Here is a 23240-nt window from a genome sequence, read left to right as displayed (position 1 = left end):
CATCGCAGTCAACTCGGTTTTCTACTGGAAATCGCCGCAGGCCTCATTGCGTATACATTCCAACCTAAAAAACCGAGTTTGAATTTACGGAATAATGATATCGCTATTCTTAAACGAAGCTGAGGTTAGTAAAGTAACGGCATCCATCAGTTCAATAACACCTTTGCCTTGATCTAACCGACCAGCATATAAGATGACGGTTTCATTATTTTTTAAACCGAAACGTTCTCTTTTCCAGTCACTTTTTTGTATATACAGTGTCTTATCGATGCCATTATACAGCGGCAGAGTAGGTTGGAGGTATCGAATGAAATTCAGGAGCAATAAAGACAAATTTTTTCATGGAAAAGGGGAACAGTTGGAATCATTTACCAAATTAGATAAAAAAAAGCCAATTTATGCAAGTAAGCTACAATTTGCATAAAAAAAAAAGCCCCTCAAGGGGGCTGAAAGACAGGGATGGTGTCTATGGCAAGGAAAATCGTTGTTGACGCTACTGAGCGCCAAGTTACTGGCAAAAACTCAGTCTATCTCCCGAGCAGTGTGCGTTTCATAACGTTCTTGTAGCCGCTCTTTCTGCTCAGGTGTTAATAATTGGTACATCTGGTTACGAATACGTGCAATTTCTACACCCAATTCAATATTTTTTTCTGCTATTTTTTCAAGCTGCAATCGAACCGCAGCTTCATCAAAATTCTTCTCGGTCAAAATCTTATACATCTTTTGACGCTCAACTTGCATATCAACAATTGATTGCTCATGCAGATGTTGTTTTTTCACTAAATCCCACATCTGTTGACGCTGTTGTTCAGTTAATATTATTCCACCAAAGATATAACTATAGTTGTAGTTATGTTCATCACTTTGATAATAATTAGAGTCTCTTTTATGACCATATGGCATACAATAAGGCAAAGGACTTATGGCCTCAGGAACATCATCCGTATCAGCAGTTTCAGCTAAGGCCATTATTGGTCCGAGAACAACCATTGACGCTAAAGCCAATATTGCTATGTTACGCATTAAATTTCCCCGCTTTCTCGAACAGCAGCATTCGATTCAGTGCGGATAACTATAACCCTGCGGCTGCAAACTAGCGTCAGAGCATGTAAAAGAACGTAAAGTCATGGAATAGCTGAGTTTGTTATCGTATTTTGCTCTTGGAGGAAGAATTAATGCATAAAATCTTATTAGTTGATGATGACCGCGAGCTGACATCGCTATTAAAAGAATTGCTCGAGATGGAAGGATTCAATGTTGTCATCGCCCATGATGGCGAGCAGGCCTTACAATATATAGATTCTTCAATAGACTTGTTATTGCTGGACATCATGATGCCGCGCAAGAACGGTATTGAAACGCTCAAAGAGCTACGGCAATACCATCAGACCCCTGTTATCATGTTAACAGCACGTGGAAGTGATTTAGACCGCGTTTTGGGATTAGAGCTGGGAGCGGATGACTATCTCCCTAAACCGTTTAATGATCGTGAGCTGGTTGCCCGTATCCGTGCGATTTTGCGTCGTTCCAACTGGAGCGAACAACAAGCTGATATGGGGACACCGATACTGGAGATAGATAAACTACAACTCAATCCTGGACGTCAGGAAGCCAGTTTTGACGGTACGATTTTGGATCTGACCGGAACAGAGTTCACTTTGCTGTATTTATTAGCACAGCATTTAGGGCAAGTTGTTTCCCGTGAACATTTAAGTCAGGAAGTCTTAGGGAAACGCTTAACACCTTTTGATCGTGCTATTGATATGCATATTTCTAACTTACGTCGTAAATTACCGAATCGAACTGACGAGCTTCCATGGTTTAAGACATTACGTGGTCGTGGTTACTTAATGGTTTCCGCAAAATGATCAATAGCCTGACAGCCCGAATCTTCGCAATTTTCTGGCTCACACTCGCACTTGTCCTGATGGTGGCCTTAATGGCCCCCAAACTGGACTCACGGCAACTAACACCACTTCTAGACAGCGAATATCAACAGGGAAAAAAACTGGCGAAGCAACTGGAAGAAGAACTGATTCGCTACCCAGCAAACGACCTATTCTGGTGGTTGCGACTGGATCGCGCTATTGCCCAATTAACGCCCCCGGGCCAAAGTTTACTCCTTGTCACCAGCGAAGGACGTATCATTGATATCGATACCCCGACTCGTCAGAAGCAAGTGGTTCGTAACTTTATCGGGCAATCTGATAATGCGGATCACCCTAAAAAGAAAAAATATGGCCGTTCTGAAATACTTGGGCCTTTTTCTATTCGAGATGGTGAAGACCACTATCAACTCTACTTAGTGAGACCAGCAGGCAGCCCACAATCAGATTTTATTAACTTGATGTTTGACCGGCCTTTTTTACTGCCGGCGGCAACCATGTTAATCAGCGCTCCACTGTTATTATGGTTGGCATGGAGTTTGGCAAAGCCGGCTAGGAAATTAAAGAACGCAGCAGATGACGTTGCAAAAGGAAATTTACGGCAACACCCCGAACTAGAATCCGGCCCACAAGAATTTTTGGCTACAGGCAGTAGCTTCAACCAGATGATAAGCGCATTGGAAAGGATGGTTACTGCCCAGCAACGGCTTATTTCTGATATTTCCCATGAACTGCGCACGCCATTGACTCGCTTACAATTGGCAACAGCATTACTGCGCCGCCGTCATGGTGAAAGCAAAGAACTTGAGCGCATCGAAACAGAGACCCAACGTTTAGATGGGATGATTAATGACCTGTTAGTGCTTTCCCGTAATCAGCACAAGAACGAGTTACTGCGCGAAAATATCAAAGCCTACGATATCTGGCATGACATCCTAGAGAACGCCAAATTTGAAGCCGAGCAGATGAACAAAACGCTGGATATCGTTTCTCCGCCCGGTACTTGGATAATTTACTGTAACCCGACGACACTCGGCAGCGCATTGGAAAACATCGTCCGTAACGCACTTCGGTACTCCAGCAGCCATATTGCCGTTGCATTTAAGTCAGACAATCAAGGTGTCACGATTACGGTTGATGATGATGGTCCGGGAGTCAGCCCAGAAGACCGAGAACAAATTTTCCGACCGTTTTATCGGACAGATGAAGCCCGCGATAGAGAATCCGGTGGAACTGGGTTGGGACTGGCGATTGTTGAAACGGCAATAAGTCAGCATCGAGGTTGGGTGAAAGCAGAAGATAGCCCCTTGGGCGGATTGCGGTTGATGATTTGGTTGCCGTTGCATGGTCATGGAAGGTAGACATCTTTCATCTTGAGATTTGGTTAGTTACAGCATGTAATAATTAAAGAAAAAAACGTTATTATACTTGACCTCAGGAGGTCGAGGGACTAACCTCGTCGCTGCCTAACACAAATCATTGATATGTTGATTTTTGTTAGATGGACAAATCTTCCTCTTCTAACGAAGAGGATAAGCTAAATTTGAGTATATAGCAGGCACTCTGGGAGCCGTAACCTAGTGCGGTAGCTTTGATGCCGTTTTAATATTAATCAAGAAAATAATATTACTGTACCTTCTTCATTACCTTTCTCAATTCAATACTCATATGAACTAAAAAAATGCTCTTAATCCAAGAACATTTTTTTAGCTTAATTTTATATGGTATATCAAAGGCCTATAACATGTCATTTCTGAATCAATTAATTAGTAAGTTTAATAATAAAAATGCAAATATAGCTATCGTTGGGTTAGGGTATGTTGGATTACCTTTAATGCTACGATACAACGATATTGGTTTTAAAGTTATCGGTTTTGATATAGATGAAAGCAAAACCGATAAATTAAATCAGGGGATAAGCTATATTGAACATATTCCTTCCTCTAAAATTAAAAAGGCCATTGAAACAGGTTTCGAAGCAACAACAGACTTTTCAAGAATTTCCGAATGTGACGCAATTATTCTCTGTGTTCCAACTCCATTAAATAAATACAGAGAACCTGATATGAGTTTCGTCATCAATACGACTGATATGGTGAAACCATTCTTAAGACAAGGGCAGGTGCTTTCTCTAGAAAGTACAACTTATCCAGGAACAACTGAAGAAGAGTTATTACCAAGAGTAGAAGAAAATGGTTTAACAGTCGGTGAAGATATATTTCTCGTATATTCACCTGAACGAGAAGATCCGGGTAATCCTGATTTCGAAACTAGAACAATCCCTAAAGTTATTGGTGGACATACAGAAAACTGCCTAAAAGCAGGTATTTCCGTTTATCAACCAGCTATTGATCAAGTTGTTCCAGTTAGTTCCACAAAAGCAGCAGAAATGACTAAGCTGCTTGAGAATATACATAGGGCCGTTAATATAGGTCTAGTTAATGAAATGAAGCTCGTTGCAGACAAAATGGGTATTGATATACATGAAGTCATCAGAGCTGCTGCAACAAAACCATTTGGATTTGTCCCTTACTACCCAGGCCCAGGGCTAGGTGGTCATTGTATACCTATCGATCCTTTCTATTTAACATGGAAAGCCAGAGAATACGGTATAAATACTCGCTTTATCGAACTTTCTGGTGAAGTTAATTCGTCAATGCCTGATTATGTTGTTACTAAAACGGTCTTGGCATTGAATAAAACCAATAAATCTATTAGTGGAAGCCGTGTTCTTGTATTAGGAATTGCATACAAGAAAAATGTTGATGACATGAGGGAGAGTCCATCAGTCCATATAATGGAAAAACTAAGGGAATTAGGTGCGCTAGTAGAATATTCAGACCCTCACGTTCCTGTTTTTCCTAAAATGCGCGAACATCACTTCGATCTAATAAGCCAATCATTAACTTCCAATAATTTAAATGAATTCGATTGCATAGTTTTAGCAACAGACCACGATAAATTTGACTATGAGTTAATTATAAATAACGCAAAATTAATTGTTGATACTCGTGGGAAATATTCTCCTAATCATAATAATGTAATAAAAGCTTAATTTGGGATTAAATATGTTTGACGTTATTAAAGATAGAAAAATAAAATTTGCACTAGTTGGTTGTGGAAGAATTTCTAAAAACCATTTTTATTCTTTAGCTGTACATAAGGATAATGCCGAATTAGTTGCTATCTGTGATACAGATAATGCTGCTCTTCATGCTGCTGTAGAGAAAACAGGTGTACAAGGATTTAATAATTTACATAATATGTTAGATAATATTTCGGCTGATATTATCATCTTAACAACACCTTCCGGTCTCCATCCAGAACAGGCTATTGCTTGCCTAGAAAAAGGATTTCATGTAATTACTGAAAAGCCTATGGCAACTCGTCTTTCTGACGGCGAAAGAATGGTAAAAGCTGCTGATAAAGTTGGCAAACGCTTGTTCGTAGTCAAACAAAATCGTTTAAATGCTACTCTCCAATTACTAAAGCGTGCGGTAGAAGAAAAACGTTTTGGTCAAATTAATATGGTCCATCTGAATGTATTTTGGACTCGTCCTCAAGATTATTATGATCAGGCTGCATGGCGTGGTACATGGGAATTTGATGGTGGCGCATTTATGAACCAAGCTAGCCATTATGTTGATTTATTAGAATGGCTTATTGGACCAGTTAAAGATATTCAAGCCATGATGTCTACTCACTTAGATATTGAAGCTGAAGATACAGGTGTACTCAATATTAAATGGCGAAACGGAGCATTAGGATCAATGGCTGTTACTATGTGCACTTATCCTAAAAACCTAGAAGGCTCTATAACCATATTAGGTGAAAAAGGAAGTGTCAGAGTTGGTGGTTTAGCGGTTAACGAGATCCAAGAGTGGAATTTTGCTGATGAAAAAGATTATGACCAGCAAGTAAAAGACGCCAATTACGAAACAACCTCAGTATACGGTTTTGGGCATCCATTATATTATAAAAATGTTATTGATGTAATGAGAGGAGAAGCGGAACCAATGACTGATGGACGAGAAGGATTAAAATCTCTTGAGTTGTTAATCGCCGCTTATCTTGCTGCCAGAGACAATAAAACTGTATCTTTACCTTTAGTTTATTAATGAAGAACATCTAATTATGTCAATAATAGAAGAAGTCATGGTCCATACAAGTGCCATTGTTGATGATGGTGCTCAAATAGGAAAAAATAGCCGAATCTGGCATTTTACACATGTCTGTTCTGGAGCCAGAATTGGTGAAGGCTGTTCTCTGGGTCAAAACGTATTTATTGGAAATAAAGTCATTATTGGAAGTCACTGCAAAATACAAAATAATGTCTCCATCTATGACAATGTTTATTTAGAAGATGGTGTTTTTTGTGGCCCCAGTATGGTTTTTACTAATGTCTATAATCCTCGTTCTTTCATCGAAAGAAAAAATGAGTATAAAAACACTTTAGTAAAAAAAGGAGCGACTCTAGGTGCTAATTGTACGATAGTTTGTGGAACAACGATTGGTTCTTACGCTTTTATCGGCGCTGGAGCTGTTGTCAATAAAGATGTTCCTGATTATGCACTGATGGTAGGAGTACCAGCAAAACAAATCGGTTGGATGAGTGAATTTGGTGAACAGCTAGATCTACCATTACACGGAAAAGCCTCTACAACCTGCCCCTATACAGGGCATGTCTATCAATTAGATGATAACAGTGTAAAAAGAATTAAATAATACTAGAGAGATATAAAATGCAATTCACAGATCTAGCTGCACAACAACTAAGAATTAAAGATAAAATAGACCAAAACATCCAAAAAGTATTAACGCATGGAAAATATATTCTAGGGCCAGAAGTTTCAGAGTTAGAAGAAAAACTCGTTGACTATACTGGCGCGAAATATTGCATTACATGTGCGAATGGAACCGATGCCTTACAAATAGCCTTAATGGCCATTGGCATAAAACCCGGTGATGAAGTCATCACTCCTGGGTTTACGTATATTGCTACTGCTGAAACCGTTGCTCTTTTAGGCGGTATCCCTGTATATGTTGATGTCAAACAAACAACTTATAATTTAGATCCAGAGCTATTAGAAGCAGCTATAACTCCAAAAACCAAAGCTATTATTCCCGTATCTTTATATGGTCAATGTGCTGATTTTGACGAGATCAATGCAATAGCAGAGAAATACAATATTACTGTTATAGAAGATGCAGCACAAAGTTTTGGTGCTTCATACAAAGGAAAACGCTCTTGTAACTTAACAACTATTTCTTGTACCAGTTTCTTCCCAAGCAAGCCCTTAGGTTGTTATGGTGATGGCGGTGCTATTTTTACAAGTGATGAAGAGCTGGCAAAAATTATTCGCCAAATTGCTCGTCATGGGCAAGACAGAAGATATCATCATGTAAGAGTTGGTGTTAATAGCCGTTTAGATACATTGCAAGCAGCTATTTTGTTACCAAAACTTGAAATATTTGATGAAGAAATGGCATTACGACAAATAGTTGCCAAAAATTATGATAAGGCCTTAAATGAAATTGGTATTATCACAACTCCATATATCGAACCGCATAATATATCTGCATATGCTCAATATACTATTCGTGTTCAAAATCGTGATGAGTTACAGAATAAATTAAAAGAAAAAGGTATTCCTACAGCAGTTCATTATCCTCTTCCATTAAATAAACAGCCAGCTGTCGCTAGTGATATAGTTTTACCTATTGGAGATAGAGTTGCTCAAGAGGTAATTAGCTTGCCCATGCATCCTTATTTATCAGAAGAACAATTAACTATCATTACAAATGCTATATTATGATAATAAAGAATAAATCCTCTAGAAATATTCTAACATTAATGACAGGTTCTACTATTGCGCAAGCAATCCCTGTTGCAATAAGCCCTATCTTAACAAGATTGTATACACCAGAAGATTTTGGTGCACTTGCACTATTTACATCTCTGGTCACTATATTTTCAGTAATATCAACAGGTAGATATGAGTTTGCAATAATGTTACCGAAAAAGGAGGTAAATGCTGCAAATATAGCAGCATTATCTTTAGGAATTGTATCTATAATATCAACTATAATATTAATAATTATATTATTAACTCACAATAAGATAATTTTATTTCTTGATAATCCTCAAATAGGGTCGTGGCTATATTTTATACCCATTGCTGTTTTTCTAACTGGTGTTTTCAATATACTTAACTATTACAACACAAGATTAGAAAAGTATAAAGATATATCTACCAGTAATATAAATAAATCTATAATATCAGTTTTTTCAAAATTAACTATCCCTATATTTAAAAAAGGGGTTGCAGGATTAATTATAGGAGATATTCTTTCACTCGCAGCAGCTAATTTTAAATTACTTAGAAACATTATTAAAATTATAGATATAAACCAGATAAAGTTATCTAAAATAAAATTTTTAGCTAAACGCTATATCAAATTCCCCAAATACTCCATATGGACAGCATTAAGTAATACAGCAGCATATAATATATGCAATATAACTATTGCTTTTTTGTTCAATTCAAGCACACTCGGTCTATATTCAATATCCCAACGAGTGCTAGGAACTCCAATATCGCTACTTGGCTCATCTATAAGTCAGGTATATTTCCAAAAAGCAAGCTCAAAGATAAGAAAAAACAATGAATTACATTCTTTATTTATAGCAACGTTGAGAAGACTATTATTAATAGGGTTTCCAATTTTCCTTTTTATATACATTTCCTCACCTTATTTATTTGGCTTATTTTTTGGAGAGTCTTGGTCTATTGCCGGGCATTATGCTGCAATATTAACCCCCTTTTTCTATATACGATTTGTTTACGCATCTCTTTCAACTACAACCCTGATAACTGAAAGACAAGAAATTGGACTGGTTTGTAACATTGGCTTGCTCATTATAACCCTATCTATATTGTTGACAGCTTACATAATAAAAATAGAATTCGAGACGTTTTTATATATATACTCCTTAACTAATTTTTTTTATTATTCTTTTTTAATTTTCATCCTAAATAAATTAACCAAAAATGAAAAAAATATACATAGATAATCCAAATTCCGATCAATCCATTGCTATAGCAAAGTTGATCAAAAAAAATTCAAACATAAAAACAATTGGAATTTCTGAAAAAAAAAATAGCATAAAATACTTTGATAAAATTATAAGCAAGTCAGATTTTGATTTCTCATCTGAAATAAATAACAAAGAAAATTATTATCTTCCCACAACGGCTAAAGAAACAGAGTCTTTTCTAAAAAAAAGGCATATAATTTTAAAAAATATAGAATTAAAAAATAACAGCTTAATCAATTTCAATAAAATCGAGTTTCTAAAAAAAACAAGTTCGATTAATATACCCACACCAAAAACATATTTTGATATTAACGAAATTTTATCTTTTCCTATTTTTTATAAGGAAAAATTTGAACGTGGAGGAGGTATTAGAGGAATCGCGCTAAAACATTCAGATATACCTCATAAATATAAAAATGATCTAATATATCAAGAGTATATAGAAGAAAAAGGTACGTATGGGGTTGCATTCATCGCCAGAAATGGAAAGCTACTCACATATCATTGCCATTTTGAAAAAGATAGTTTTCCAAAGACAGGTGGTTCCGCTGTTTATATAGAAAATTTCTTTCATCCTAATTTATTAAAATATACGTCTGATATCGTAGAAAATATTGGCTATACTGGATGGGGATTGGCTGAATTTAAATTTTCAAAAAAAATAAATGATTTTGTTATTATGGAGATAAATTCAAAAATGTGGGCCTCTTGTGAATTTTCATTCTTGAACAATCCTAAATTTCTCGAAATATTATTTGGAATTAATATAAAGAATAAACATAAAAAAATAAAGAACACTATTTTTTTGAATCGATTTTTTGCAATGGGGTATATATATGTCTTGAAAAACATTCACAAACTATTCAAAGTGAAAAAAATTATAATCTACCCTAGATTATATTTCAGCATAATAAACTGCATCATACCTCATTTTATTGTAAAAAAAATAAAGCTAATAAAGAAAATAATAAACAACAATTAACAAACCAACTTCAACATACACTACAATTTTACTTTCACTGGAAAAATGATAACGTCATAATTTACCATACATTTCCATACTTAATGATAACGCACTTTTGAATAAAATCACACAAATCATATTAGAATTTCATATAAATCCATCCTTATTGCCAATTGATACAGTTGCCGTATGCACATTTTAAATTCAAATATATTAACATGGTTCGGAATTATTATAAGAGAACGTTTTGGAATCCCAATACATGTTACATGCGAAAAAAAAACGACTAAATTGCATTTAGAAAACAAGCAAAATTACATTACAATTGATGAGTTTCAATCTGATTTTTACACCCCAAATTTAGAATTGTCCTTTAATATTTGGGATGGACAAAATGAAGGATGGAAAACAATTTTAGATAATACATTACCAACTCCAACTAATAAAGATTTACCCACCCCTCTGATAGAGGAAAAACCATATGGATATAATATTAATTATGATATTGTCGGATTAACATATTGGATGCTAAATCGTCTAGAAGAAATTGGTTATACTACTCTAGATAAGCATCAACGTTTCCCTGCAACTTCCTCACATGCATATAAATATGGATATCTTGAACGGCCAATTGTAGATGAATGGTTATATATTCTAAGACAAGTTATACAAAAAGTTTGGCCTGAATTAAAACTTAAAGAGCATGCATTTAATATAAAAGTATCTCATGATGTCGACTCACCAAGCCTATACGCCTTTAAAACATGGCCATCTATATACCGTATAATGGCTGGGCATTTAATAAAGCGACGGGATTTTAAAGCGTTTTTTACCACACCTTATATCAAACTAACTTCTCGTAAAAAATTACATCCCATTGATCTACACAATACTTTTGACTGGATAATGGATGTGTCTGAAGAAAATAATTTACAAAGTGCATTCTACTTTATATGTGGTCGAACTGATAAAATCAAAGATGCCGATTACGAACCAGAACATCCTATTATTCGTGATTTAATGCGACGTATTCATGCCAGAGGCCATGAAATTGGGCTACATCCTAGCTATGGTACATATCAGAAACCATATCTAATAAATTCAGAAGCAAAAAGGCTAAAAAGAATCTGTGATGAAGAAGGTATTAAGCAACCAGTATGGGGTGGCAGGATGCATTATTTACGTTGGGAACACCCGACTACCCTACAAGCATGGAATGACGCAGGTATGGATTATGATACGACGTTAGGTTATGCCGATCACCCAGGTTTCCGATGCGGTACTTGCTTTGAGTACCCAGCTTTCAATCCTTTAACCCAACAATTATTAGATATTCGTATTAGACCGCTGATAGTAATGGAATGTACAATCATCGACTCTGTTTACTTAGGATTGGGTGATGGAGATGAATCCTTAGATAAATTTTTAGAACTAAAAAATATTTGTAGTAAAGTAAATGGTACATTTACATTACTTTGGCATAATTCTCATTTTAAGAAGGGCAATTTAAAGTCAATTTATAAAAGATGCTTGAGATATTAAATCGTGGGAAAATATAAATTAAATATATATAAATTAATGACACCTTGTGTTTTTTTTCAATTAATAACCCTTCTCATTTATTTAAATGAAAACATTATTAATGTTGGTGAAAATGGCTCTGCTCTTCCTATTCTAGGAATATATTTTAGCTTGTCTGTTTGTGTTGTAACAGTTTTATTATTTAGATATCTTTTATTTATTAAGTTGCATATTATTTTATTTTTATTATTAATCGCATGGATAGCCTTAAAGATAATGCTAGACCTAAGTGATTTAGAATATCTGAAACAAATGACCATCTCAACTACTGGTGGAATATTATTATTTTATATAATGGGTGCTTTTATGAGTCCTAGTTATCAGTTTTTAATGAATAAAGATAACATAACATCGGCACTTATTATATTTATAATTTCTTTTGGTCTGATATTATTAACTCTGAATAATTTTTTCTTACGAATGAGGACAGATATATTTCTTTTAAGCGACATAAAAGGGGCCTACCAGCGGCCAGGTAATTTTCTGTCAATTTATTACATTATTATTTCCTTTATGTTTTTACTATTTCCGTTTAAAATGGTAAAAAACAAAAAAAATAAACTTTTAACTATATTTTGGTTGTTTTTTTACAGTATCACAACTTTAATTTACTTAATCTGCTCTCAGCTTATGGGATCTAATAGTGCTACCGGCATAACCTTGGGAATTTATGTTATAACTTTGGTGGTATCTCTAATATTATTTAACAAAAAAATATGGTTGAAATATAGCATTAACAAATTAAACATACCTTGGTCTAAGAGATTTATCTCATATTTAACTCGGATTATAATTTTTAGTATCATCATATTAACTTTATTATTAATATTTGTAGTTTTATTTACTGATTTCGATTTTAATAAAATCCGATTACTTGGTTTTGGTTCTAATTCTAATAGCTCACTTTCTACTAGAGCCAATATACTTTTTGAAACAGGAGTTGAGCAACTTGGTTATTCTCCATTTATAGGAGAGATGAATGTTGCCTATTATATAACTGGTAATTCAGGTAAGTATCTTCATAATTTTATTCTTAATATCATGTCCCGACTAGGATTAATAGGTTTACTCATTGTAGTTTTTCTATTTATTCATATATTTTATGATTTATATCGCCAGGTTATAAATAAAACCAATGCTTCATTACATAATTATAAAAACTGTATATTCAATCTTTATTCCTTTTTTATTCTTCTTTATATCTTTACTTTCGCAAATATGACAACAAGTATGTCATGGTCTGTTATCTGGTTTGCTGTAGGATTTATATCCTCTCCTATAAGATTTATATCTTCGCCTAATAAGATTAAAACAAATAAATAACCTTTTTTCTATTTATTACTTTTAGTGTTAAATTTTATCAAGCACGAATTAAATCTATTTTATGGATTAACGGAATGAAAAACATACACATTACATTAACTAATTTTACTAATGAAAGTCGCATATTAAAAGAAATAAGCTCGCTCAATGCATCTAACTTCTTTGATGATTTTTTGGTAATAGCCCTCGGAGATAATAAACTTCCTTGTCAGGAGAACATCAAGGAAAACTTTAGCGTTAGAAGAATTAATTTAAAAACTCGTCCATTACCAAAAAATTTACTTTTCCAACAAATTAAATTTCTTGAGTTTTTTGTTAAGGTTCTTATTATCTTATTAAAAACAAAACCCAACTTTATAAATATACATACTCTTGCTCTGCTACCTTTAGGATATATTGCTAAATCTTTTTTGAAGTCAAAATTAGTATATGATGCACATGAGCTTGAAACAGAAAAAAATGGTTTATCAGGTCTAAAAAAATTAGGATCTAAATTTATTGAGAAACTCTTTATAAAACAATGTGATTTAATAGTTGTCGTCAGTGATAGCATAGCAGATTGGTATGCTAATAAATATGAAATTAAACGTCCATTGGTAATTCATAATTCACCTAATATAAGAAAATTTCACAGAAATAATTTATTCAGAGAATCTCTAAATATATCAGAAAAACAAAAAATACTTCTTTATCAAGGTGCATTATCAAGAGGAAGAGGAATTGAAGTTTTACTAAAGGCATTTAGTGAACGAGAATCTAATGATATTGTCCTAGTTTTAATGGGATATGGGAGTTTAGAAGTTGAAATAAAAAAAATATCAAATATTAATGAAAATATATTTTTTTATCCAGCAGTAGATCCTTATATCGTTTTAGAATATACATCTTCTGCAGATTTTGGTATCTCATTTATAGAGAATACCTGCTTATCCTATTATTATTGCATGCCTAATAAATTATTTGAATATGCAATGGCTGGCTTGCCAGTAATAGCATCTAATATGAAAGAAATGTCTGAGAACATCTTAAAATATAAATTCGGAACTGTGATTGATGACTGCTCTACTAAAAATATAAATAAAGCTATTGAATCGCTAAATTCCCAAGATTTAATCCAGCTATCTTTAAATGCTTATAACTTTGCCCAATTGAATTCTTGGGAAAAACAAGAGTATTTTATGTTACAAGAATATCAAAGGATTCTCAATCAATGATAAAAATTATTAACTATGGTATGGGAAATTGTGGCTCAATTCAAAACATGCTTCGCCATTTAGGTGTTGATTCTGAAATCATAACAGAGCCTAGGCAGTTGTTAAATGCATCAGTGATAATTCTACCTGGGGTTGGTGCATTTGATCATGGTATTACAAAATTAGGGCCATTTAGGGACATACTAGATGAAGCAGTCATAAAAAGGGAAGTTCCTTTTCTTGGTATATGCCTAGGTATGCAATTGCTGTTTAACTCTAGTGAAGAAGGAAAGCTATCTGGATTAGGTTGGATTAGTGGAAATGTGAAGAAATTTGACTTCTCTAGTTTACAAAATACTAAACGTTTAGTCATCCCCCATATGGGATGGAATGAAGTTTGGGCTTCTACAGAAAATTCATTAATTGGTCTAAATGAATCACGAGAGCGTTTTTATTTTGTACATTCTTACTATGTTAGCCTTGATGAACCTAAATATATTTTAGCTAAATGCAACTATGGATATGACTTTATTTGTGCTGTACAACAAAACAATATATATGGGGTGCAGTTTCATCCTGAAAAGAGCCATATTTTTGGTAAGCAGTTTTTCAAAAATTTTATAGAGTTAGTAAAATGCTCAAAACACGTGTAATTCCAATTCTACTTCTTCAAAATGGTGGATTGATCAAAGGTGAGAAATTCAAAAAACATAAATATGTTGGTGATCCAATTAATGCAGTACGCATTTTTAACGAAAAAGAAGTAGATGAACTAGTTTTTCTTGATATTGGTGCTACCTTACAAAATAAAACTCCCGACTATTCATTAATAAAAGATATTGCATCAGAAGCATTTATGCCTATAGCATACGGTGGTGGAATTAACTCACCGAATCATGTTGAATGCTTATTTAAATCTGGTATTGAAAAAGTTGTCATAAATACTCATTTTAGTCTAAAGCCAAATTTTATTAGAGAAATAAGCGATATTGCAGGCTCACAAAGTGTCGTTGTTTCCATAGATGTCAAAAAATCACTTTTCGGAAATTATGAGGTTTATAGTCATTGTGGAACTCGAAAAACAGGATATAACCCAATAGATTATGCATTAAAAGCCCAAGATTTGGGTGCTGGTGAATTAGTGATTACATCAATTGATCGAGAAGGTTCGGGTAAAGGCTTTGACCTTGCACTTATACAGCAAGTAGCGGACGCTGTTGATATCCCTGTTATTGCTCAAGGTGGCGCATCTAATTTGAATGACTTGAAAATCGTAATTTGCGATACTCATGCATCTGCTGTTGCAGTAGGAACTCTATTTACATTTCATGGTAAACATAAAGCTGTTCTTATTACTTATCCCGAACGAAATATTTTAGAAAATCTTTTTCACGATTAAAGAGAATTTAATGAAAAACTCTTCCTTTCATATATGTGCTAGATGCGTTATGGACACAACAGATCCAGAAATTACTTTTGATCATGAAGGAGTATGTAATCATTGTCATCAGTTTGATGATACAACCTCTACATATTGGTTTCCAAACGAACAAGGTCATAAAAAATTATCCAATATTTTTGAAAATATAAAAAAAGAAAGAAAAAATTTTGAATATGATTGTATTATTGGGCTAAGTGGGGGGCTAGATAGTTCTTATCTTGCACTTGTCATGAAAGACTACGGGTTACGCCCTCTAGTAGTTCATGTTGATGCAGGCTGGAATAGTGAACTAGCTGTTCATAATATCGAAAAAATAGTTAAGTACTGCGACTATGATCTACACACTCATGTAATGAATTGGCCAGAGATCCGTGATTTGCAATTATCTTACCTAAAAGCAGGGATAGCGAATCAAGATGCAGTTCAAGATCATGCTTTTTTTGCATCTCTTTATCATTTTGCTATAAGACACAAAATTAATTATGTAATTAGCGGCGGTAATATTGCTACCGAAGCTGTCTTTCCAAATTCTTGGCATCATTCTGCTATGGATGCAACTAATCTTAAAGCCATACATAAAAAATTTGGTTCTATACCACTTAAGGAATATCAAACAATAAGTTTTATGCAATATTATTTTTATTATCCATTTATAAAGAATATGCAAGTAATAAGGCCACTAAACTACATTCAATATTCAAAAGAGTTAGCTCTATCAGAACTAAAAGAAAAAGTTGGATACAAACCTTACGAAAGAAAACATGGAGAGTCACGATTCACAAAATTTTTTCAAAACTATTACTTGCCTGTGAAATTTAATATAGATAAAAGAAAGCCACACTTGTCAAGTATGATTTTATCTGGCTTAATCACCCGTGAACACGCTTTGAAAGAACTTGAACTGCCTTTATATGATGACCATGAATTACGTGAAGACAAATATTATATTGCTAAAAAACTTGGAATCTCAACAGAGCAATTAGATGAATATATTTTTTCTTCAGGACATAATTATGATGAATATCCTAATTGGGATTCGAAACATGCATTCATGAAAAAAATACAGAATTTGATCTCTAAGACTACAGGCCACCATGTTAAAAAATATTCGTAAAGTCGTTCATCTTACTAGTGTTCACCCTAGATATGATGGACGTATTTTTCTAAAAGAATGTAATTCTTTAAAAAAGTATGGTTATGATATTTCTCTTGTTGTTGCTGATGGTAAAGGTAATGAGCAAAAAGATGGTATTAAAATATACGATGTAGGTATACCTAAGAACCGCTTAAATCGTATTTTTGATACAACTCAAAAAATATATAAAAAATCTTTAGAGCTAGAAGCTGATATTTATCATCTTCACGACCCTGAATTAATTCCTATTGGGTTAAAATTAAAAAAATCAAGTAAAAAAGTTATCTTTGATGCTCATGAGGATGTACCTAAGCAGTTATTAAGCAAGCCCTATTTGAATAAGCCTACAAAATTTCTTCTTTCAAAGCTATTCGCTAGTTATGAAAAATGGGCATGCCGTAAACTAGATGGAGTTATTGCTGCAACTCCTCATATTCGTGATAAATTCATGAAGATGGAAATTAACTCAATTGATATAAATAATTATCCAATGCTTGATGAATTTGGGGATTTAAATATTTGTTGGAACAACAGAAGAAAACAAATTTGCTACATAGGCGGCCTAAGTAAAGTTAGAGGTATCAATGAAATTATAGAGTCAGTCGGCCTAGTTAAATCTCCAATTAATATGATATTAGTCGGCGAATTCTCAGAGGAAACTTTCGCACAAGAAATGAGAAAGAAGAATTCGTGGAATAAAATAAAAGAAACTGGATGGCTAAATAGAGAAGAAGTGCGAGCAACGCTAAATAATTCCATTGCAGGATTAGTAACTTTACACCCTATAATTAATTATTTTGATGCTTTACCAATAAAAATGTTTGAATATATGGCTGCCGGTATACCTGTCATAGCATCTGATTTTCCTTTATGGAAAGGAATTATCAACGAAAATTCTTGTGGTTTATGTGTTAATCCTTTAGACCCTTATTCTATTGCTGGGTCTATTGACTATCTAATTAATAATCCAGAAAAGGCGCGATTAATGGGGAGAAATGGAAGGCGAGCTATTGAGCAAAAGTATAATTGGTTGAATGAAGAAAATAAACTTATTAATTTTTATAACTCTTTTTTCTAATATCAAAAACATCATCCTAATATAAAATATATTTATTTTTTATTAAAAAGCTAAAGAACAAAATTTATTAAATAAATCATATCTCAAATACTAACAGTATAATATACCTCATCAATATATCTCCCAATTTCATAATTCCTTGATAATTAATTTACAAAGCTAAGGCATTCAATCTTATGTGCGGCATTTTTGGCATCATTTCTCAAGCATCTGTGGATATAAAAAACTTAAGAGTTCTCGCAGAACATGCACGTCAGCGTGGTCGCGATTCAAGTGGTTTAATATTAGAATCAAATTTTGGTTATAATATTTATAGAGCAGACTATGATATTAGAAAACTCCTATCACAAACAACACTAAATACAACTAAAGTTGCTCTTGGACATAGTAGACTTATTACGAATGGTTTATCAGATAACCAACCTATAATTCGGAATGGAATTTGCGTAATTCATAATGGTATCATTGTAAATGACGATGATATTTGGAATAAAATTCATTCAAAAAGGAACTACGAAATTGATACCGAAGTAATTGCAGCTATTTCAGAAAATCATATAGAAGTTACAGGATGTATAGATGGTATTTCTCATTCCATACTATCTCTATGTCAGGGTGTTGTTGCATGTGCTGTAGCCATTCCTAGATTAGGAAAAATGGCTATATTTTCGAATAATGGTAGTTTATATATTGGAAAAATAGAAAAAGATATTTATTTTTCATCAGAAGAATTTCCTCTTAAACGCTTAAACTGTGAAAATATAGAAAAAATTAAAGATAACGAAATTATTATTGACATACCGAAAAAAGACAACTTAAATATTTTAGATTACCATCAGAGAAAGCAAGATATAATTCCAAAATTCAAACATATTGAAGAAGAAAAAAAATTACTGGAATATCCACTGCCAAGTTTAAAACGCTGCACTAAATGCATCCTTCCAGAAACAATGCCCTTTATTTCTTTTGATGAAAAAGGTGTATGTAACTATTGTAATAATTATAAGCCTCGTAATAACCCAAAACCGAAAGAAGAATTATTTAAATTAGTTGAATCCTATCGTAAAAAAAATCAACTTGATTGTATTGTTCCATTTTCTGGAGGCCGTGATAGCTGCTATGGACTACATCTTATTGTTAAAGAACTTAAGATGAATCCTGTTACATACACTTATGATTGGGGAATGGTCACTGATCTAGGTCGCAGAAATATTAGTAGAATGTGCTCGAAGCTTGGTGTTGAGAATATAATTATCGCTGCTGATATAGATCAAAAGCGTCGTAATATTGCGATGAACCTGAAAGCGTGGCTGAAGGCTCCGCATCTAGGTATGATAAGTATTCTAACTGCAGGCGATAAACACTTTTTCAGGCATGTCGAATCAGTAAAGAAACAGACTAGTATTGATTTAAATTTATGGGGAGTCAATCCACTTGAAGTTACACATTTCAAAGCTGGTTTTTTAGGTATACCTCCTGATTTTGAAGAGAAACGTGTTTATACTCATGGCTGGCAAAAACAACTGGCATACCAAAAATTAAGATTTAAAGCTATGCTAGCTAGCCCTGGCTATTTTAACCGCTCATTGTGGGATACCCTTTCTGGTGAATACTATCGTAGTTTTACTGAGAAGAAAGATTACTACCATATATTTGACTATTGGCGTTGGGATGAGAATCTGATAGATAATACTCTTATTAATCAATATGATTGGGAAACAGCTATCGATACTAATACAACATGGCGTATAGGTGATGGTACTGCTGCTTTTTATAATTATATTTACTATATTGTTGCGGGGTTTACAGAGCATGATACATTCAGAAGTAATCAAATTCGTGAGGGGCAACTCACTCGTGATCAAGCATTAAAATTAATAGAAGATGAAAATCAACCTAGATATGAAAATATCCGCTGGTATCTAGATGTTTTAGGAATGGATTTTACCGAAGTTATAAAAATAATAAATTCAATACCAAAAATTTATAATTTCAACAAGGGGTTATAATGAAAAAAAACATCTGGCTAATTTCAAAATATTTTTCGCCTAGAACTGAAAGTACATTAGGAGGAAGAGACTGGTTTTTGGTAAATGAAATGGCCAAAAAAGGTCATAGCATTACAGTAATAACGTCAGACTCCAATGCTATTTTCGATGTACCGAAGATCAATGGTCGATTAAGAATAGATAAATATAAAAATTTTTCTATTTGTTGGTTAAAAACATTAAAATATAAAACACCAAAATCCTTCTTAAGAATACTTGGATGGATCCACTTTGAGTTGAACTTATTCTTTCTTAATAAAAAGAGATTTAATAAACCAGATGCTATTATCGTTTCTAGCTTGTCCCTATTAACAATACTAAATGGTTTGATTTTAAAGAGAAAATATAAATGTAAACTTATATTTGAAATCAGAGATATTTGGCCTCTTACAATTCTTGAAGAAGGTGGTTTTAGTAAGTACAATCCTTTTGTCATGGCTCTATCTTTTATAGAATACATAGGATATAAATACTCTGATGCTATTGTCGGTACTATGCCTAATCTCAGTGAACATATTGAAAATATAATTGGCTACAAGAAAAATGTAAAGTGTATCCCTATGGGGTTTCATGAATCAATGCTAAAAAAAGAAGATACAATAGATGAAGAATATCTATCAAAATATCTCAATGGCAATTATTTTAATGTAGTACATGCAGGGACAATAGGCATTACAAATGCCTTAAGTACTTTCTTTAAAACTGCGGAATTAATGAGAGATAATAAGACCATTAAATTTGTTTTAATTGGCGATGGTGCATTAAAAAAAACATATCAAGAACAATATTCACACCTTGAAAATGTTATTTTTGCACCTAAAGTTCCTAGAAAAATGGTTGCATCCGTACTGCAAAAAGCAAATATCGTTTATTTCTCTACTTTTAATTCAAAAGTTTGGGATTATGGGCAATCTCTTAATAAGGTTGTTGATTATATGTTATCTGGAAAGCTAATATTAGCCTCATACAGTGGATATCCATCTATGATAAATGAGGCTGAATGTGGTTATTTTATTCCATCAAATAATATAGAAGCGCTAGCTAAAAAGATAGAAGAACTACAAAAGCAGGGAAAACTTGAAGTAGATAAAATTGGTAAAAAAGGTAAGGACTGGATAATTAAAAATCGCAACTATACTAAACTAGCAAATGAATATTTAGATTTTATTTTTGATGAAATTTAATATTATAATTAACGTGATATTATCTTCAGAAAGGAATTAAAGAAAGGAATTAAAGAAAGGAATTAAAGAAAGGAATTAAATGCCTGAGGCACGATCAAGGTATTTGTCAAAGAAAACACGATCATGGAGAGCCTCAGGCATGATTAATTTAAAAGAACTACATAAATGCCACTACCATACATTCCAGCTAAAAAAGGCGAGCTTAAATTTACGTGATTCTGAAATCACCATTCTTAAACAAAATTGAAGTTAATTTAATTCTACAATGACTACCCCTAACACACTAGCAAAAAAAATGCGTTTAGATATACAAGGAATACGAGCACTAGCTGTATTGTCTGTAATGATTTATCACGCTAATAAAGATTGGCTTCCAGCCGGCTTTTTAGGCGTAGATATATTTTTTGTTATTTCTGGTTTTATCATTTCCCATCTTTTATTTAATAAATCAGAACGTAAATATAACTGGAAATCGTTTATTATAAGTCGAATAAAGAGAATATTACCTGCTTATATAGTACTATTATTTTCCTGCACTATTGCTGCAATTATTTTTTTTACACAACAAGATTTAAAGTTTTATAAAGAAAGTTTAAAATCAGCTATTTCATTTGACAGCAATAGATATTTTTCTAATTTCGGAAGTTACTTTGCACCAAATTTACATGAGCTACCGCTACTGCACACATGGTCTTTAGCTATTGAAATGCAGTTCTACATACTTCTACCTTTAATTCTAATACTTTCACCTAAAAAACATCTAAAATATACTCTACCATTTATTTTTATTTCATTATTTACCTTCTCTACCTACACTGTTTTCACTTCTAAAGAAAGCTATTATTTCTCTTTAATACTACGTATTCCAGAATTTTTCGTTGGAGTTTTACTGGCTTTTTTTTACGGTCAGTTTTCGTTAAACAAAAAAATTTCACCTTATACTGGACTATTTGCATTATTGGTAGTTTTAGCTAGTTTTTTCTGTATTTCAGAAAATCAAGTTCCTGGCATAGCTGTGATGTTTCCTTGCTTTGCCATTGCACTTCTACTCGTATCACAGCATGGCCCTGTCAACTCCTTTTTATCTAATAAATTACTTGTCTGGATTGGTGGAATTTCTTACTCATTATACCTATGGCATTGGCCTATTTTAGCGTTTATGCGCTACATCACCCAGTCTTATGAGTTACCACCTCTAGTCTATATAGGTTATGTATTTTTTAGTTTTCTATTTGCGTGGTTGTCTTGTAAGCTAATTGAAACACCACTGCGACTGACTAAAAATAAAAGAACATTATGGCTATTTATAGGTATGTTTATACTTAGCTTATTTTTATTGACGAAAGCATCCGAAAAAGCTAGCAAAATTTTATATAAGCCTTTACCTGTAGAGTACTCTAGATATGCTAATGCTAGTCAAATTTGCCATGGAAAAATAGTTGCAAACTGTATTCAAGGTAATAAAGCAGCTCCTACACATACTATTGTTATTGGTGATTCTCACGCAGCCCAATTAAATTTATTTTTCAATCAGTTTGGACTAGCACACAATATTTCATTTGAGGTATTAACTTCAAGTAGCTGTCTACCAATTGATGGATTTAATTTAGAAAAATCACATGACTGGGCAAAAGAATCCTGTAAAAAACAAACGGAATATATAAAAAACTCATTAAAAAACAAGAAAATTATAATATTTGCAGGTAAGTGGAACTACCATCAAGACTCACAAACCCAACAAGCTATAAAAACATTTATAGAAAATAACAAAGATAAAAAAATAATAATATTTTCTCAAATCCCCATGTTTAACTTAAATGTCATTAGAGCACGCCGAATAAACGACTTAGGAATTCACCTACATATAAAATCTATTCCTACTTGGTTAGATGCGAATAAAAGCATGGAAAACTTGGCCAATCAATATAAACACGTTTCATTTTTAAATACTCAAAATTTGATGTTATTCGATAATGCTCCTTTCTATAAAGGAGAGTTGATCTACAGTGACAACCATCATCTAAATGAGATTGGCTCTAAATTTTATGCTCAACAACTAGATCAGAAACTATTAGAGATACTTAATGTTAGATAATTTTGATAAATCTTCTATGCAACCGTCGCCGGGATCAGAATCTGATTACAGAGTCATTACAGCTGTAATACTAATAATTAAGCTCTAGGGAACCTCTAAAAACTTTTCACAGCCACCAAATTGAGTAAAATGTAGACACAATACATCCCTACAAGGTAGCGCCGTCATGATACCGCCTCGTTCTGCTTTAAAAAAAGATAAGCTGGCAGCCGA

General features: G+C 33.2%; 20 protein-coding genes and 1 pseudogene. 19 read left to right on the top strand and 2 right to left on the bottom strand.

What is annotated here, in order from left to right:
• A pseudogene (locus AACQ81_RS19775) lies at positions 1-123 on the top strand (IS982 family transposase); the annotation flags it as partial.
• On the opposite strand, the gene AACQ81_RS14620 reads toward AACQ81_RS19775, so the two are convergent.
• Positions 85-333 (bottom strand): hypothetical protein, encoded by a 249-nt coding sequence (locus tag AACQ81_RS14620; protein WP_237387775.1) that lies wholly within the window; start codon positions 331-333, stop codon positions 85-87. The pseudogene AACQ81_RS19775 and the gene AACQ81_RS14620 overlap by 39 nt on opposite strands.
• 189 nt (positions 334-522) lie before the next feature.
• Positions 523-1023 (bottom strand): Spy/CpxP family protein refolding chaperone, encoded by a 501-nt coding sequence (locus AACQ81_RS14615; protein WP_237387774.1) that lies wholly within the window; start codon positions 1021-1023, stop codon positions 523-525.
• A gap of 152 nt (positions 1024-1175) precedes the next feature.
• Between AACQ81_RS14615 and cpxR the strand changes: the two genes are divergently transcribed.
• The 18 genes from cpxR to AACQ81_RS14525 all read left to right on the top strand — a co-directional run bounded on the left by cpxR (position 1176) and on the right by AACQ81_RS14525 (position 23027).
• The gene (gene cpxR / locus AACQ81_RS14610) at positions 1176-1868 is read left to right on the top strand and encodes an envelope stress response regulator transcription factor CpxR (protein ID WP_237387773.1); all 693 of its coding nucleotides are present in this window, start codon (positions 1176-1178) and stop codon (positions 1866-1868) included.
• On the top strand, positions 1865-3247 hold the full coding sequence (cpxA, locus tag AACQ81_RS14605; RefSeq protein ID WP_237387772.1) for an envelope stress sensor histidine kinase CpxA: 1383 nt from the start codon (positions 1865-1867) through the stop codon (positions 3245-3247). Before cpxR ends, cpxA begins: the two co-directional genes overlap by 4 nt.
• Positions 3248-3630: 383 nt before the next feature.
• Complete coding sequence (locus AACQ81_RS14600) at positions 3631-4941, top strand: nucleotide sugar dehydrogenase (RefSeq protein WP_237387771.1); 1311 nt, start codon at positions 3631-3633, stop codon at positions 4939-4941.
• Positions 4942-4954: 13 nt separating this feature from the next.
• Positions 4955-6004 carry a Gfo/Idh/MocA family protein gene (locus tag AACQ81_RS14595; RefSeq protein WP_237387770.1) on the top strand — a complete coding sequence of 350 codons (1050 nt, stop codon included), beginning with the start codon at positions 4955-4957 and terminating at the stop codon, positions 6002-6004.
• A 16-nt stretch (positions 6005-6020) separates the two neighbouring features.
• On the top strand, positions 6021-6611 hold the full coding sequence (locus AACQ81_RS14590; protein WP_237387769.1) for an acyltransferase: 591 nt from the start codon (positions 6021-6023) through the stop codon (positions 6609-6611).
• Between the two features lie 17 nt (positions 6612-6628).
• A complete protein-coding gene (locus AACQ81_RS14585) occupies positions 6629-7702 on the top strand; it encodes a DegT/DnrJ/EryC1/StrS family aminotransferase (protein ID WP_237387768.1) in 1074 nt (357 codons plus the stop codon).
• Positions 7699-8961, top strand: a complete 1263-nt coding sequence (locus AACQ81_RS14580) for a lipopolysaccharide biosynthesis protein (protein ID WP_237387767.1) — start codon at positions 7699-7701, stop codon at positions 8959-8961. The genes AACQ81_RS14585 and AACQ81_RS14580 overlap by 4 nt, the downstream gene beginning before the upstream one ends.
• Positions 8939-9967 (top strand): hypothetical protein, encoded by a 1029-nt coding sequence (locus tag AACQ81_RS14575; RefSeq protein ID WP_237387766.1) that lies wholly within the window; start codon positions 8939-8941, stop codon positions 9965-9967. The genes AACQ81_RS14580 and AACQ81_RS14575 overlap by 23 nt, the downstream gene beginning before the upstream one ends.
• A gap of 171 nt (positions 9968-10138) precedes the next feature.
• A complete protein-coding gene (locus AACQ81_RS14570; protein WP_237387765.1) occupies positions 10139-11491 on the top strand; it encodes a polysaccharide deacetylase family protein in 1353 nt (450 codons plus the stop codon).
• A gap of 3 nt (positions 11492-11494) precedes the next feature.
• Positions 11495-12853, top strand: coding sequence for a hypothetical protein (locus tag AACQ81_RS14565; RefSeq protein WP_237387764.1), 1359 nt, complete (start codon positions 11495-11497; stop codon positions 12851-12853).
• A gap of 74 nt (positions 12854-12927) precedes the next feature.
• Positions 12928-14067, top strand: a complete 1140-nt coding sequence (locus tag AACQ81_RS14560; RefSeq protein WP_237387763.1) for a glycosyltransferase — start codon at positions 12928-12930, stop codon at positions 14065-14067.
• Complete coding sequence (hisH, locus tag AACQ81_RS14555) at positions 14064-14699, top strand: imidazole glycerol phosphate synthase subunit HisH (protein WP_237387762.1); 636 nt, start codon at positions 14064-14066, stop codon at positions 14697-14699. The genes AACQ81_RS14560 and hisH overlap by 4 nt, the downstream gene beginning before the upstream one ends.
• The gene (locus AACQ81_RS14550) at positions 14681-15445 is read left to right on the top strand and encodes an AglZ/HisF2 family acetamidino modification protein (protein WP_237387761.1); all 765 of its coding nucleotides are present in this window, start codon (positions 14681-14683) and stop codon (positions 15443-15445) included. Before hisH ends, AACQ81_RS14550 begins: the two co-directional genes overlap by 19 nt.
• 10 nt (positions 15446-15455) lie before the next feature.
• Positions 15456-16601: an N-acetyl sugar amidotransferase gene (locus AACQ81_RS14545; protein ID WP_272903099.1), complete on the top strand. Its 1146-nt coding sequence runs from the start codon at positions 15456-15458 to the stop codon at positions 16599-16601.
• A complete protein-coding gene (locus tag AACQ81_RS14540; protein WP_237387759.1) occupies positions 16582-17700 on the top strand; it encodes a glycosyltransferase family 4 protein in 1119 nt (372 codons plus the stop codon). The genes AACQ81_RS14545 and AACQ81_RS14540 overlap by 20 nt, the downstream gene beginning before the upstream one ends.
• A gap of 176 nt (positions 17701-17876) precedes the next feature.
• Complete coding sequence (locus AACQ81_RS14535; protein ID WP_237387758.1) at positions 17877-19709, top strand: hypothetical protein; 1833 nt, start codon at positions 17877-17879, stop codon at positions 19707-19709.
• Complete coding sequence (locus AACQ81_RS14530) at positions 19709-20932, top strand: glycosyltransferase family 4 protein (RefSeq protein WP_237387757.1); 1224 nt, start codon at positions 19709-19711, stop codon at positions 20930-20932. The genes AACQ81_RS14535 and AACQ81_RS14530 overlap by 1 nt, the downstream gene beginning before the upstream one ends.
• Positions 20933-21227: 295 nt before the next feature.
• Positions 21228-23027, top strand: a complete 1800-nt coding sequence (locus tag AACQ81_RS14525) for an acyltransferase family protein (RefSeq protein WP_237387756.1) — start codon at positions 21228-21230, stop codon at positions 23025-23027.
• Positions 23028-23240: the final 213 nt, after the last annotated feature.

Source organism: Xenorhabdus sp. Sc-CR9, from assembly GCF_963897815.1.
GTDB lineage: Bacteria > Pseudomonadota > Gammaproteobacteria > Enterobacterales > Enterobacteriaceae > Xenorhabdus.
This window is presented reverse-complemented; position numbering and strand designations above follow the sequence as displayed.